The 13,254-nt window shown below is 56.5% G+C and carries 12 protein-coding genes; 8 read left to right on the top strand and 4 right to left on the bottom strand.

Annotation, left to right across the window (positions count from 1 at the left end):
• Positions 1–38 precede the first annotated feature (38 nt).
• A complete protein-coding gene (gene greB / locus EIZ48_RS14155) occupies positions 39–509 on the top strand; it encodes a transcription elongation factor GreB (protein WP_160652554.1) in 471 nt (156 codons plus the stop codon).
• A gap of 18 nt (positions 510–527) precedes the next feature.
• Here greB and EIZ48_RS14150 read toward each other — a convergent pair whose 3' ends face one another.
• Entirely contained in the window at positions 528–1,418 is an 891-nt protein-coding gene (locus EIZ48_RS14150) for a LysR family transcriptional regulator (RefSeq protein WP_160652551.1), read from the bottom strand.
• A gap of 157 nt (positions 1,419–1,575) precedes the next feature.
• On the opposite strand from EIZ48_RS14150, the gene EIZ48_RS14145 reads away from it, so the two are divergent.
• From EIZ48_RS14145 to EIZ48_RS14115, 7 genes are all read left to right on the top strand, one after another.
• Complete coding sequence (locus EIZ48_RS14145) at positions 1,576–1,971, top strand: RidA family protein (RefSeq protein WP_160652549.1); 396 nt, start codon at positions 1,576–1,578, stop codon at positions 1,969–1,971.
• Between the two features lie 76 nt (positions 1,972–2,047).
• Positions 2,048–3,496 (top strand): aldehyde dehydrogenase family protein, encoded by a 1,449-nt coding sequence (locus EIZ48_RS14140; RefSeq protein ID WP_160652546.1) that lies wholly within the window; start codon positions 2,048–2,050, stop codon positions 3,494–3,496.
• Between the two features lie 9 nt (positions 3,497–3,505).
• Entirely contained in the window at positions 3,506–4,495 is a 990-nt protein-coding gene (locus EIZ48_RS14135) for a membrane dipeptidase (protein WP_160652543.1), read from the top strand.
• Positions 4,496–4,585: 90 nt separating this feature from the next.
• On the top strand, positions 4,586–6,163 hold the full coding sequence (locus EIZ48_RS14130) for a BCCT family transporter (protein ID WP_160652540.1): 1,578 nt from the start codon (positions 4,586–4,588) through the stop codon (positions 6,161–6,163).
• 115 nt (positions 6,164–6,278) lie between these two features.
• Complete coding sequence (locus EIZ48_RS14125; RefSeq protein WP_160652537.1) at positions 6,279–8,018, top strand: hypothetical protein; 1,740 nt, start codon at positions 6,279–6,281, stop codon at positions 8,016–8,018.
• Positions 8,015–8,755, top strand: a complete 741-nt coding sequence (locus EIZ48_RS14120) for a DUF3726 domain-containing protein (RefSeq protein ID WP_338046920.1) — start codon at positions 8,015–8,017, stop codon at positions 8,753–8,755. The genes EIZ48_RS14125 and EIZ48_RS14120 overlap by 4 nt, the downstream gene beginning before the upstream one ends.
• A 211-nt stretch (positions 8,756–8,966) precedes the next feature.
• Positions 8,967–11,306, top strand: a complete 2,340-nt coding sequence (locus tag EIZ48_RS14115) for a Tex family protein (RefSeq protein ID WP_160652534.1) — start codon at positions 8,967–8,969, stop codon at positions 11,304–11,306.
• A gap of 166 nt (positions 11,307–11,472) precedes the next feature.
• Here EIZ48_RS14115 and EIZ48_RS14110 read toward each other — a convergent pair whose 3' ends face one another.
• The 3 genes from EIZ48_RS14110 to bioH all read right to left on the bottom strand — a co-directional run bounded on the left by EIZ48_RS14110 (position 11,473) and on the right by bioH (position 13,218).
• The gene (locus EIZ48_RS14110) at positions 11,473–11,934 is read right to left on the bottom strand and encodes an ATP-dependent Lon protease (protein ID WP_160652532.1); all 462 of its coding nucleotides are present in this window, start codon (positions 11,932–11,934) and stop codon (positions 11,473–11,475) included.
• 38 nt (positions 11,935–11,972) lie between these two features.
• The gene (locus tag EIZ48_RS14105; RefSeq protein ID WP_160652529.1) at positions 11,973–12,341 is read right to left on the bottom strand and encodes a hypothetical protein; all 369 of its coding nucleotides are present in this window, start codon (positions 12,339–12,341) and stop codon (positions 11,973–11,975) included.
• Between the two features lie 112 nt (positions 12,342–12,453).
• Positions 12,454–13,218 carry a pimeloyl-ACP methyl ester esterase BioH gene (gene bioH, locus EIZ48_RS14100; RefSeq protein WP_160652525.1) on the bottom strand — a complete coding sequence of 255 codons (765 nt, stop codon included), beginning with the start codon at positions 13,216–13,218 and terminating at the stop codon, positions 12,454–12,456.
• Between the last annotated feature and the right edge of the window lie 36 nt (positions 13,219–13,254).

The following is a 13,254-nucleotide window of genomic DNA, read 5'->3' as shown; positions in this document are numbered from 1 at the left end:
AGATTTATCCAGCCTACAACCAGATTTGGATCCACACCATGAAAACCAACCTGATCACGCGCGAGGGGTATACCAGGCTCAGAGAGGAGTTAGACTTCCTGTGGAAGGAAGAACGGCCGGAAGTGACCAAGAAAGTCACCTGGGCTGCCAGCCTGGGCGATCGCAGCGAAAACGCTGACTACCAGTACAACAAGAAGCGCCTGCGAGAAATTGATCGCCGGGTACGCTTTCTGCGCAAGCGGCTGGAAATCGTCCAGGTCGTTGACTATTCCCCTCAGCAGGACGGCAAAGTCTTCTTCGGTGCCTGGGTCGAGATCGAAAACGATGACGGCGAAACCAAAACCTTCCGCATTGTCGGTCCGGATGAAATCTATGGCCGCAATGACTATATCTCCATCGACTCGCCGATGGCGAGGGCGCTGCTGAAAAAAGAGGTCGACGACGAATTCGAAGTCAACACCCCGGCTGGCAAGAAGGAATGGTTCGTCAACAGTATCCGCTATACCTGACAGCTCACTACAAACTCGTTACTGCGCATATTCCCGGTCTTGCAGTTGCTCGCAGCACAGGGCAAAGAAGGCATTGGCCGCCGGCGAGATATGGCGGTCAAACAGACGGAAAATCCCGATCTGGCGCTCGACTTTAGGGTCAATCAGAGGCCGCCACACCAGCGGCGTTTCTGTCTCGGGAAATGCCAGTTTGGGCAGTGTCGTGACCCCAATCCCTAGCGACAATACCGAAAACAACGAAGTTATGTTTTCCACGGTATACAGCGCACTTTCACTCAGGACCCGGGCCGGGGTCGGATCCAGCAGTTTACAGGTGCCATTCTTGATAAACGGATACGCCGTGACCTGGCGCCACTTCACCCCGTCGGCCATGGCTGCGATGGGGTGATCATGCAAGCACACCACCCCCAGCCGATCAGACAGCAACGGCGTAAAATCAATCCGCTCGTCGTTGACATGCAGGCAATTACCCAGTGCCAGATCCACCTCCCCGGCCAGCAGCCTGGCCTCGACCCCGGCGGCATTATCATCAACCAGCGAGACCTCCACCTGCGGATAGCTGGTACTGAACTGTGCCAGCACCTTGGGGATCAGCTTTGCCGCCACCGACGGCACGCAGGCAATCCTAACCTGCCCCTGCTGGCCGATAGCCGCCGCCCGCAAGTCGCTATCCAGCGCCTGATATAACCGAAGAAACTGATCAACTTTCGGAAGACAGACCTCGCCATAAGGGGTCAGTTTGGCTTTATGGCCAGACTCAAACAAAGGCTGACCAAGGATTTTTTCCAGCTCTTTGACCGACGTCGACAGCGCCGCCTGAGACCGGTTCGCCTTGGCGGAAGCGGCCCGAAAGCCCCCCTCCTGCACAACCAGCGAGAAATGCTTCAGCTGCTGTAGCTTCATGTCCATATCATTGTCCTTATTGATACCTGCAACACGATCAATTCACCGCCTTTTTTGATAAAAAAAACTTATCAAGTGTCAGAAATAAACCATTCGATTTATCACCCTATTATGTGCATTATTTAACCACATTGAAACATTCTTGTTACATCACAGGTGAGATATGTCAGTCACAGCAGCCAAAAAAGCCGTTCCTACATCACTGTTCGCCTCGAAGGCACCTCTGGAGTGGGCCGTCGTCAACAACGGCACCCTGTACACCGCACAGATACCTATCGATCAGTCCGGCTGCGTCATCGAGGGCGGAATTGAAGCCCAGACCCGCCAGACACTGGATAACCTGGTCCACACCCTGGAGTGCGCCGGTGTCTCGACCGATGCCGTCCTCCAGGTACTGATTTATGTGACCGACCGTAGCGACCTGGCCACGGTCAACAAGATTTACGCCGATTATTTCAACGCCCCTTACCCTAACCGTGCCGCCGTTGTTGTTGCCGGACTGGCACGGGAAGAGATGCTTGTCGAGCTGGTCGTCTACGCTGCCGTCGGTGACCAATGACAGACAGATCTAGCACTACATATAAAGGCTGATCGGAAAACCGGATCAGATCACGCATTATTTCAAGGACAGTCCCATGACATTTGACGCAGAAAAAGCCCTCTACATTGCCGGTGAGTGGCAGTCAGGCACAACGACTATCAGCAACATCAACCCATCTGATATCAGCCAGAACCTCGGAGAATTTGCCCAGGCCAGCCAGCAGCAGGTTCAGCACGCTATCGATGCCGCCAGAGCGGCACAGCCCGAGTGGGAAAAAACGCCGCTGGAGCAAAAACAAAAAGTACTGCAGGCCATTGGCGACGAGCTGATCGCCCGCTGTGACGAACTGGGCACCTTGCTGTCGAGCGAAGAAGGCAAGCCCTTTGCCGAGGGGCGCGGAGAAATCTACCGTGCCGGTCAGTTCTTCCAGTACTACGCGGCCGAAGTGCTGCGTCAGATGGGTGATATTGCCGAGTCTGTTCGTCCGGGTGTCTCGGTCGAAGTCAACCGGGAAGCCGTCGGCGTCGTGGCTATCATTTCGCCCTGGAACTTCCCGACAGCCACTGCAGCCTGGAAAATTGCCCCGGCACTGGCCTTCGGCAACAGCGTGATCTGGAAACCGGCCAACCTGACGCCAGCCAGTGCCGTTGCCCTGACTGAAATCATTCACCGCCAGGGTCTGCCGGCAGGGACCTTCAATTTGGTGCTTGGCAGTGGTTCCGAGGTTGGCAATACCCTGATCAACTCCGATCAAATCAATGCCGTCAGCTTCACCGGCTCGGTTGATACCGGCCGTAAGGTCGCTGCCGCCACAGCACCCAACTTTGTTCGCTGCCAGCTTGAAATGGGCAGCAAGAACGCCCTGGTCGTTGCCGACGATGCCGATATCCACACAGCTGTCGAGGCAACCATCATGGGTTCCTTCTCCGGCGCCGGCCAGAAATGCACTGCCTCATCACGGCTGGTAGTGGTTGACAGCATCCATGATGCCTATGTCGAGGCACTCATCAAGCGCATGAGTACGCTCAAAATCGGCCATGCCCTCGAAGACGGGGTGTTCATGGGGCCGGTAGTCGATGGCAACCAGCTGCAGTCAAACCTGGACTGGATTGAAAAGGCCCGCCAGCACGGTGCCGAACTGGCTTTCGGCGGCGAAAAGCTCAGCCTGGAACATGACGGCTACTACATGGCACCCACCCTATTCCTTGGCACCCAGAACCACTGGGACGTCAACCAGGAAGAAGTCTTTGCCCCGATGGCCAGTGTTATTCGTGTCGCCGATCTGGATGAAGCCATTGCCACGGTCAACGATACCCGCTTCGGCCTGACTGGCGGCATTATCACCCAGAGCCTGCGAACCAGTGCCTTGTTCAAGCAGCAGGCACAAACAGGCTGCGTCATGGTGAACCTGCCAACGGCAGGTACGGACTATCATGTCCCGTTCGGTGGCCGCAAGCAGTCAAGCTTTGGTCCCCGCGAGCAGGGCCAGTACGCCAAAGAGTTCTACACCGTAGTGAAAACTGCCTACCAGCGCCCTTACTAAGGAGCTTTTATGTATCAGGATCGCATCATCATCGACGGGCTGCAGTACTGCAACTGGGATCGGGCCTACTTTGAAACACTTAAGGCCAGCGGGATCACCGCGGTACATGCCACGCTGGTGTATCACGAAACCGCCCGCGAAACCCTCACCCGTTTTGCCGAGTGGAACCGCCACTTCGAGCAGCACAGCGACCTTATCATGCCTGTAATGAGCATGGCCGATATCGAAACGGCCAAGAAAACAGGAAAGGTCGGTATCTTTTTCGGGGCCCAGAATTGCTCGCCGATTGATGATGAAATCGGCCTGATCGAAATCATGCGCAAGCAGGGGCTGCTGATCATGCAGCTCACCTACAACAACCAGAGCCTGCTGGCGACGGGTTGCTATGAGCAGGAAGACAGCGGAATCACCCGCTTTGGCAAGCAGGCCATCGCGGAGATGAACCGGGTCGGGATGATCATCGATATGTCACACAGTGCCGAGCGCTCGACCCTCGAGGCGATTGACCTGTCAACCCGGCCAATCTGTATCAGCCATGCCAACCCGGCCTCGGCCCACGACGCGCTGCGCAACAAATCCGACGAGGTCATCAAGTCGCTGGCCAGCCGCGGCGGATTACTCGGCTTCAGCCTCTACCCGTTTCACCTGCCGGACGGCAGCCAGTGCTCGCTGGAACGCTTCTGTCAGATGATTGCCGACACCGCAGAGCTGATCGGGGTGGAACACCTGGGTATCGGCAGCGATCTTTGCCTGAACCAACCGCAGGCAGTGCTGGAGTGGATGCGCAACGGCCGCTGGTCGAAGGCCATGGACTATGGCGAAGGCTCGTCCAGCAATGCCGGCTGGCCGGATGCTCTGCCCTGGTTCAGCGGTACCGAAGGGATGGAGAACATCTATAACGGCTTGTTGAAACAAGGATTCAGCGACACGGAAACAAGCCAGATCATGGGAGGAAACTGGTTCAGCTTCCTGAAAGACGGCCTCGCGCCCGCCAAATAACTGACCGCCTGCCCATAACTATACTCTTATGCAGGCCGTCACCATTACGTTTTTTGCCCATGCAAATCCGATAACGTCTGGAGACATTGTATGTCCGACATCATGAACACAGCTAAAGCACAGCCTATGACCCGTCATCCATCGGCAAAGCAGCAAACCGCATCAGACAAACTGGGACTGAAAAGCCCGGTGCAATGGCTAAGCGGTGGGTTTATCGCCCTGTTCGTTGCCCTCGCCCTGTATGACAATGCCCTGCTCTCCACCTTCGTCAATACCGGCTTCTCCTGGTCGGTTACCTTTTTCGGCCCGTACTGGCAAATCCTGTTACTGCTGACCTTTTTGATCGGCCTGGCCCTTGCGGCCGGTAAAACCGGCCATGTCAGACTGGGCAGCCTGGATACACCGGAAATCGACAGCTTCCGCTGGATAGCCATCCTGCTCTGCACCCTGCTCGCCGGCGGCGGCGTATTCTGGGCGGCGGCAGAGCCGATTGCCCACTATGTCAGCCCGCCGCCGCTGTATGGCGTGCCTGACAGCCCATGGCAGACCGCCATCAATGCCTTGTCACAGTCGTTCATGCACTGGGGATTCCTGGCCTGGGCCATTACCGGCAGCCTGACTTCCATTGTCCTGATGCACCTGCACTATGACAAAGGTCTACCGCTGCAGCCTCGCACCCTGCTGTACCCGCTATTGGGTGAGCGTGCGCTGAAAGGGGCAATGGGCAACACCATCGATGCCTGCTGTATCATTGCCGTTGCAGCCGGCACCATCGGCCCTATTGGTTTCCTTGGCCTGCAAATCAGCTTTGCCCTGAATTCGCTGTTCGATATTCCCGATGGCTTCACCACCCAGTTCATCATCATCCTTTTTGCCATCGCAATCTATACACTGTCGGCGCTGAGCGGGCTGAACCGCGGGATCCAGATCCTGAGCCGCTGGAACATCATTCTGGCTGTTGCGCTAATGGCCTACCTGCTGCTGGTTGGCCCGACGGGTTTTATTATTAACGGCTACCTGCAAGGCGTCGGCGCCATGCTCGACAACTTTGTGCCGATGGCGACCTACCGCGGTGACGAGGGCTGGCTGAGCTGGTGGACGGTATTCTTCTGGGGCTGGTTCCTGGGTTACGGCCCGATGATGGCCATCTTTATCTCCCGCATTTCACGCGGCCGTACCATTCGCCAGCTGGTTATGACCCTGAGCATCATTGCTCCGCTGATCACCTGCTTCTGGTTCACTATCGTCGGTGGCTCTGGGGTTGCCTTTGAAATTGCCGATCCGGGCTCGGTGAGCAAAGCCTTCGAAGGCTTCAACCTGCCGGGTGCCCTGCTGGCCATCACCCAGCAACTGCCGTTCCCGTTAATTGTTTCTATCCTGTTTCTGATCCTGACGACTATCTTTATCGTCACCACCGGCGACTCGATGACCTATACCATCAGTGTCGTGATCAGCGGCGAGACAGAGCCCAATGCGTTTATTCGTACTTTCTGGGGGATCATGATGGGACTGACAGCAATCATCCTGATCTCGCTCGGTTCGGGCGGTGTCTCTGCCCTGCAGTCCTTCATAGTCATTACCGCAGTACCTGTTTCACTCATCTTGCTGCCGTCACTCTGGGACGCGCCAAAGCTGGCACTCAAGATGGCAAAGGAACAAGGCTTATAAGCCACGCACTGCCCTACACCACGCTTTACAGCTAAGATCAGGCAGCCTGTCGAGCTGCCTTCCATAATAATAGTGAGCCGTCACCGGCTCAGACAACTTGGATATGGTGAGCAAAATGGATGCACATCGTTGTACTGGAACCCAACCACAACTTCGTCACCCGGATACCGTCATGGCCCCGGAGCGACTAGGCGCCATGCATCAGACCCGGATCAGCTTCGTCAGGAGCCTGATCCGCCGGATGGCCAATCAGCACTGGCAAGTTAGCCAATATCGCTGGGCTTTGTCCGAGCTCGGATTCGGTACGGCGATCTATCGCCTGCAAACACCCGATAACCACTACCATCTGGTAGTCTTTTCCGATGCCATCGCCGATGAAGAGCGTAACGACCGGGTTATCGCGGAAAAGTGGGATATCACTTTCGCCCTGGTACAAGGCGATGTAGACGATGCGCTATTGACCCAGCTGCAAAGCAATGTGCCGCTCCAGGAAGCCGGCAGGAACTCCAGCAAAGTGCTCGTACTTGCTCGAGCCAACAAAAGCGTCCGGGTGTTTGACCACCTGGTCGAAGCCCTGTCCCGGGGCCGCCAGCCTGACAGCCAGGTACTTGCCAGTGTCGGCTATATTCTGCGTACCACTGCCGTCTACGGTAACGGCAAGTTCGGTATTGCCGACTTCGAGATTTTAAAAAACAACTGCGACTTCAACCTCTCCTTCAGCGCCCAGATGTGCGCCGTATATATGTTGCGCCAGTTCAGCCTCGACTGGATCCACTTCCTTGCCAGGCAGCAAGGTGGCGACGAGGCTGTCGAGCTGGCACGTCCCCTCCAGCGGTACCTGGGTGTCGGCAATGCAACCGGACTGGGCATGGCACCTTACCTCATCAACCACCCCCGCATCGTCGACCAGTGGTTGTCCGAGCGAGAAAAAGCCGTTGCTGTTATCAGCAATAAGACAGTGACTCCGGCGGGTTGCGAGACAATAATTCCGCTGCTCCAGCGTGCCTGCCTGCACCTGCAGCAGGTCGTCACGATTGACGATCACCAGCGGGCATTGAACCATCAGGCTGTCAGTGACATCGAAGCTGTGATCAGCTCGTTGCCATTCGCAGCAAAACAGCACCAAGCCTGGCAGCACTGGCTGGAGCAGAACCAACGCTATAGCTACGAGGCACAGGAAATTGCCCTGGCCTGCCTGCTGGAGCTCTACCCTGAGGATGTCGACAACTTCGAAAACACCATGAATGCCGATGAGAACCTAGTCCTGAGTCCGGGTATTACCGTCAGTGATCTGCAGCAACTGCTCGCTACCCGGTACCGCTGGGCGCTGGACATCGATTTCAATCAGCCGGAAAACACCTACTGGTTCTGGTACCGTTCGGAGGACAAAGAAGAACCGCGAATGGGTATTCGAGGTCAGGAACCGGGTGAAGACCGAGAGCTCGGGCTCGATATTGCCCGTCAGGTTTACCGCTTAAACCAGGCACTATCAGCAGAATCCGGCCAATGCTCGCTGGCGGAGTTTCTGCTCAAGCAGCCACAGTTCCGCTCCATCGCCCGTAGAGCCTGGACCCTGGGCCATTGCCCGATGGGCGACATTCAGATGAACGTGCTCAGCCAGACAGCACTGCCAATGCATCTCTTGCGCTGCAAGCTGGCCATGTTTGGTGCCACCAAGTTTGACCCGCGCTCGGATCGCTGGGTACGGGTGACCTTTTTCCAGGGCGCGCCCCTTTGCGATGAAATACATGACGGCGAATGGTTATTCCCGCTACTGCCAGTCAACGACACCACTACCGACACAGCTACCGACACCACTGCCAACACAAGCTCTCAGCCGGAGGACAACGCATGATGCAAGTCTCACACAACGAACTGGTCGTACTGACAGGCAAAGCCTTTACCGGCCTGCGACGCAGCTGTGGTGAAGCCGACATGATAGCCAATATGGTTGCTGATTTGGAAATGGTGGGCCTCAACGGCGTCGAACACTTCGTCAAGGCGCTGGACTTCCTGCAGCAGGAACGCGACTGTCCGGTGGATGTCGATGCCACCTCTGAAGCCCAGCTCACAGCCAACCTGCACGGCTGCAGCATTCTCTGCCACCTGCCGACAGTGCTTGATTTCACCCTTGAAAAACTTATTGGCCGAAACAACATTACCCTCGATATCCAGCAATGCCATAACCGCTGGCTGGCCTTTGGTGAACTGGTCAAGCTGGCTGCCAAGGGGCTGTCGGTCAAAGCGACCTGGTATAACGGCCACGCTCCCAGGCATGTCGTGTATGTGCTTAACAAAGGCTGCGTCAACCCCGAACTATTTGTCTCTGCCCGGCCAGCCAAGCAACCGTCGTGCCTGCACAGCCTGAGGATTGAGATCAGCACCCAGCCTATCCCGTTGCCTTCCGCCGCCGAGTTCGATCACCATATCTCGTCGCAGACCCTGGCTGAAACCCAGGTGCAAGCCTGGCAGGAAGGCATCACCGTCGATGAAACCCACTGGCAACGGATCAAACAGGCTGCCGGCGCAATTCTGGTCGAATCCAGCGATACCTCCCGCCGCGGTGCCGGTGAATCGGAACCGTCTCTGTAACCCTTTCCCCCGCCTTTCACGAGTTAGTGCCTGCATTTACTGCTGACTCGTGAGTAAAGCGCGATTCCCCTCACTCTGAAGCCATATCGCATTCTTGCTCCCAACCGCCTACGCTTAACGGGCACTGACATACTCTTAACAGATCACGCCTTGCTACTCCTCCATTCCTCCGTAGAATGGGCGGGTTAACGACAACCAAGAGATACAACGGATGAGCAACGCTATTAATCAGATGATTGCCAGCGAGCTGAATGTTCGCAACGAGCAAATCACAGCAGCAGTCACTCTGTTAGATGACGGTAACACGGTGCCCTTTATTGCCCGCTACCGTAAGGAAGTCACCGGAGGACTGGACGATACCCAACTTCGTAACCTGGAATCCCGCCTCGGTTACCTGCGCGAGCTGGACGATCGCCGCCAGGTTATCCTCAAATCCATTACCGAGCAGGGCAAACTGACCCCAGAGCTAGCAGCAGAAATCACCGGGGCCGACAGCAAGACCCGCCTTGAAGATCTGTACCTGCCTTATAAACCAAAGCGTCGTACCAAAGGACAGATTGCCATTGAAGCAGGCCTGGCTCCACTTGCCGACACGCTGTGGCAGCAACCGAGCCAAGAGCCGGAAACCACAGCAGCAGGCTATGTGGATGCCGACAAGGGCGTTGCCGACACCAAGGCTGCCCTTGATGGTGCCCGTGCCATTTTGATGGAACGCTTTGCCGAAGACGCCGCGCTGCTGGACAAAGTCCGCCGCCACCTGCAAAGCAATGCCGAGCTGACCTCCCGTCTGGTTGATGGCAAAGAGCAGGAAGGCGCCAAGTTCAAGGACTACTTCGAATACAACGAGCCGCTGAAAAACGTTCCGTCGCACCGTGCCCTGGCCCTGTTCCGCGGCCGGAACGAAGGTTTTCTGCAGCTATCATTGAACGCCGATCCCCAGCAGGAGGAAGGCGTCCGCGGCTCTTACTGCGAGATCATGATTGCCGATCACTACGGCGTGAACCTCGGCAGCCAGCCTGCCGATACCTGGCGCAAACAGGTGATCAGCTGGGCGTGGCGGATCAAAATTCTGATGCACATGGAAACCGAGCTGATGAGCGCACTGCGCGAGAAAGCCGAAGACGGTGCCATGCAGGTATTCGCCGACAACCTCAAAGACCTGTTGATGGCAGCGCCGGCCGGGCCGCGTATCACCCTGGCGCTGGATCCGGGCCTGCGTACCGGCTGTAAGGTAGCCGTTGTCGATCAGACCGGCAAGCTGCTCGATACTGCCACTATTTACCCGCATCAGCCGCAGCGTCAGGTTGCCCAGTCAGAAGCAACGGTGTTAGCGCTGATCACCAAACATAACGTCAACCTGATCGCGATTGGTAACGGCACTGCTTCACGTGAAACAGACAGCTTTGTCGCCAACTTGATCAAAGACAACAACCTGAAAGTCCAGAGTGTCATGGTGAGCGAAGCCGGTGCCTCGGTCTACTCGGCCTCGGAGCTGGCAGCCAACGAGTTCCCTAACCTGGATGTCTCCCTGCGTGGTGCCGTATCTATCGGCCGCCGCCTGCAGGATCCACTCGCCGAACTGGTGAAGATTGATCCGAAATCCATCGGTGTCGGCCAATACCAGCACGATGTCAGCCAAAGCATGCTGGCCAAGCGTCTGGATGCGGTCGTGGAAGACTGTGTAAACGCCGTCGGTGTCGACGTCAACACCGCCTCACCGGCGCTGCTGACCCGGGTTGCAGGCCTGAACACCACCATTGCCCTGAATATTGTCAGCTACCGCGACGAGAACGGCCGTTTTGATGCCCGTACCACCCTGAAGAAAGTGGCGCGCCTCGGGCCGAAAGCCTTCGAGCAGTGTGCCGGCTTCCTCCGCATCATGAACGGCAAGAACCCGCTCGACAGCTCGGCGGTACACCCTGAATCCTACGCGGTGGTCAAAGCTATTGCCGCCAGCAATGACAAGCCGGTCGATGCCATTATCGGCAACAGCGACTTCCTCCGTAGCCTTAAGCCTGCCGACTACACCGATGAGAAGTTCGGCCTGCCGACAGTCACCGATATCATCAGCGAACTGGACAAGCCGGGCCGCGATCCGCGTCCGGAGTTCAAGACCGCCACGTTTGCCGAAGGCGTCAACGAGGTCAAAGATCTGATCCCGGGCATGGTACTCGAGGGCGTGATCACCAATGTCACCAACTTCGGGGCCTTCGTCGATGTCGGTGTCCACCAGGACGGACTGGTCCACATCTCGGCGCTGTCTGACAAGTTTGTGTCGGATCCGCGCGAGGTGGTCAAAGCCGGTGATATCGTCAAGGTGAAAGTGATGGAGGTCGACCTGCAACGCAAGCGGATCGGCATGTCGATGCGCCTCAACGATGAGCCGGGACAAGAGAAACCGGCCCGCAAACCGCAAGGCCAGCGCCAGCAGCCTCGCGAGCAGCGCCAGCCGCGAGGCAATAGCAACCGCGGCGGCCAACAAGGCCAAGGCAATAACAGCGCCATGGGCGGTGCCTTTGCCGCAGCCTTTGCCAACGCGAAAAAGAAATAAGCAGTAACGAAGGGCTAACAACGAGCCTCGAGTGAAAGCAAAAGAGCCAGCATTTTCATGCTGGCTCTTTTTATATGGCTTCTGCAGACCAAGATCCAAAAGTTGCAAGAAGTACTCTGCTCTTGCTTTTCCTCGAACCTGCTCTTTCTAGGGTCTGAATCAATTCCTATAACACCACCAGATATTCCGTCGGCGGGTTAGGCACGGCGGCCTGTGCGTAGCGGTGGGCGACAACCCCCTTGGTGCGCTCGACCTGGCTGATTTTCTCCAGCTCCTCAAGCAAGTCTCTCGGCAGCTGAATGTGCATGGAATAGCCCAGCTCGCTTACATCGGCCATATAGCTATCGGCTGACAGCGCCTTGACCAGCTGCTCGAAATCCTCCTGATAGCCATACTGTTGCTCGGTAACGGCAAGCTCATGATAGTCGGGGTGCTCGCTGGGATCCCAGGAAGGCTTCTTTAACTGTTTTTCATCGCTGCTGAGTGGTTTCTCCCGCGCAGATTCGGCGGTTTGGGTCGGTGGGACGATTTTTTCACGAACGCGATTATCCCGCGCGACCTGTTCGGTAGGCGGGTTCACTGAAGGAGCTACGGTTGGCGCTCCTACCTGTACTGGGGAAACAATCATGCTGACGCTCTTCTCCGGGCATCAGCTGACGGGGTCAATCAGGCGATTGCAAGCAACACCGTCGCTACCGTACCCAGGGCTGACAGCACTTGCCCTGCAGTATAGAAATCATCGGTATTTTGCTTCACTTCATCGGGGTGATCCATACCCAATGCACCATAGGCGAACGACTCAGCGAGCTGCGTCGTTTGCGTACCATCATCAGCTTCAGTTTTCTGTTTGCCCGTGTCTGCCGCCTGCATCCGTTTCGCCTCCTCGGAGATCGATACGGAGCTTTCGCCGGTTTTCACGGAACGGGTTTGCTCAGCCGTCTGACTCCCTTCATTGGTCTTGGCTGAAGCTGCAGCCGACGCTTTTAGCGTCGCAGGCGAATAAACAGTTGTATTCGCAACACTTCCTACTGTCATTATGGCCTCTCTCCTTTACAGAGCAACTCCATTTTTAATGTATCGGCATCATTTTCGAAAAGTTTAATAAAATGTTACCGATGCGCCACACATGACCAGTATTCCGTTAAGCCTACCCGATGAAGGTCCGTAGTGCCTTCACAAACTCCTCGGGGTGCGAGATGAACGGGGCATGCGATGCCGCGGCAAACACTTGCCGCTCGGACCGGGGTGCCAGCGCATCCAGTTCGGCAGCAACCTTCACCGGCACCAGGCCGTCAAGCCGCCCGTACAAGCGCAGCCAGGGCTGAGAGATCTGATCCAGCTGCTCGCGCAAATCAACATCGGCCAACAGCTGCAATCCGGACGCCAGCGCCTTTGGATTGGGCTGGGGACGCGATAGCACCGCCTGCTTCAGCAGTTTGATATCCTGCCTTGCCGTCGGGCTTCCCATTGCCTGCAGCGCCATAAAGCGCTCAACGGTCAGCTGGAAGTCATCACTCAGCTGGCGCTGAAAATCGTTCAGTACCTGGGGCTTAATACCTCGCCATGTGTTTTCGGCTGCAAAACGCGGGGAACTGGCAACCGTTACCAGTGCATTCACCCGCTCAGGTGCCTGAATGGCAGCCTGGGTAGCCACCAGCCCGCCAAGGGACCAGCCCAACCAAATTGCAGACTCTGGTGAATTTTCAAGCAATTGGTATGCCATTTCTTCAATATTGCCAGCATGATGTTCACGACTGTGACCATAGCCGGGTAAGTCGACCAAGTGCACCCGAAAATGCGGCGTCAGCAATGGCAATAGCTGCTGCCAAACGGCCCCGTTCATGCCCCAGCCATGAATGAGAACCAGATCCGAACCTTGGCCTTCAGTTTGCCAGTGTAGCTTGGCAGTCATTTACACTTCCCTCTATGAATCGCACGAACAGGCAAT

The sequence above is a fragment of the Photobacterium alginatilyticum genome (assembly GCF_009910675.1).
Taxonomy (GTDB): domain Bacteria; phylum Pseudomonadota; class Gammaproteobacteria; order Enterobacterales; family Vibrionaceae; genus Photobacterium; species Photobacterium alginatilyticum.
Note: the sequence above shows the minus strand (reverse complement) of the source record. Positions and strands in the feature narration are given on the sequence as shown.

Coding starts and splice junctions, on each gene's coding strand:
- greB (WP_160652554.1), top strand. CDS start 39: ATGAAAACCAACCTGATCACGCGCGAGGGGTATACCAGGCTCAGAGAG.
- EIZ48_RS14150 (WP_160652551.1), bottom strand. CDS start 1,418: ATGGACATGAAGCTACAGCAGCTGAAGCATTTCTCGCTGGTTGTGCAG.
- EIZ48_RS14145 (WP_160652549.1), top strand. CDS start 1,576: ATGTCAGTCACAGCAGCCAAAAAAGCCGTTCCTACATCACTGTTCGCC.
- EIZ48_RS14140 (WP_160652546.1), top strand. CDS start 2,048: ATGACATTTGACGCAGAAAAAGCCCTCTACATTGCCGGTGAGTGGCAG.
- EIZ48_RS14135 (WP_160652543.1), top strand. CDS start 3,506: ATGTATCAGGATCGCATCATCATCGACGGGCTGCAGTACTGCAACTGG.
- EIZ48_RS14130 (WP_160652540.1), top strand. CDS start 4,586: ATGTCCGACATCATGAACACAGCTAAAGCACAGCCTATGACCCGTCAT.
- EIZ48_RS14125 (WP_160652537.1), top strand. CDS start 6,279: ATGGATGCACATCGTTGTACTGGAACCCAACCACAACTTCGTCACCCG.
- EIZ48_RS14120 (WP_338046920.1), top strand. CDS start 8,015: ATGATGCAAGTCTCACACAACGAACTGGTCGTACTGACAGGCAAAGCC.
- EIZ48_RS14115 (WP_160652534.1), top strand. CDS start 8,967: ATGAGCAACGCTATTAATCAGATGATTGCCAGCGAGCTGAATGTTCGC.
- EIZ48_RS14110 (WP_160652532.1), bottom strand. CDS start 11,934: ATGATTGTTTCCCCAGTACAGGTAGGAGCGCCAACCGTAGCTCCTTCA.
- EIZ48_RS14105 (WP_160652529.1), bottom strand. CDS start 12,341: ATGACAGTAGGAAGTGTTGCGAATACAACTGTTTATTCGCCTGCGACG.
- bioH (WP_160652525.1), bottom strand. CDS start 13,218: ATGACTGCCAAGCTACACTGGCAAACTGAAGGCCAAGGTTCGGATCTG.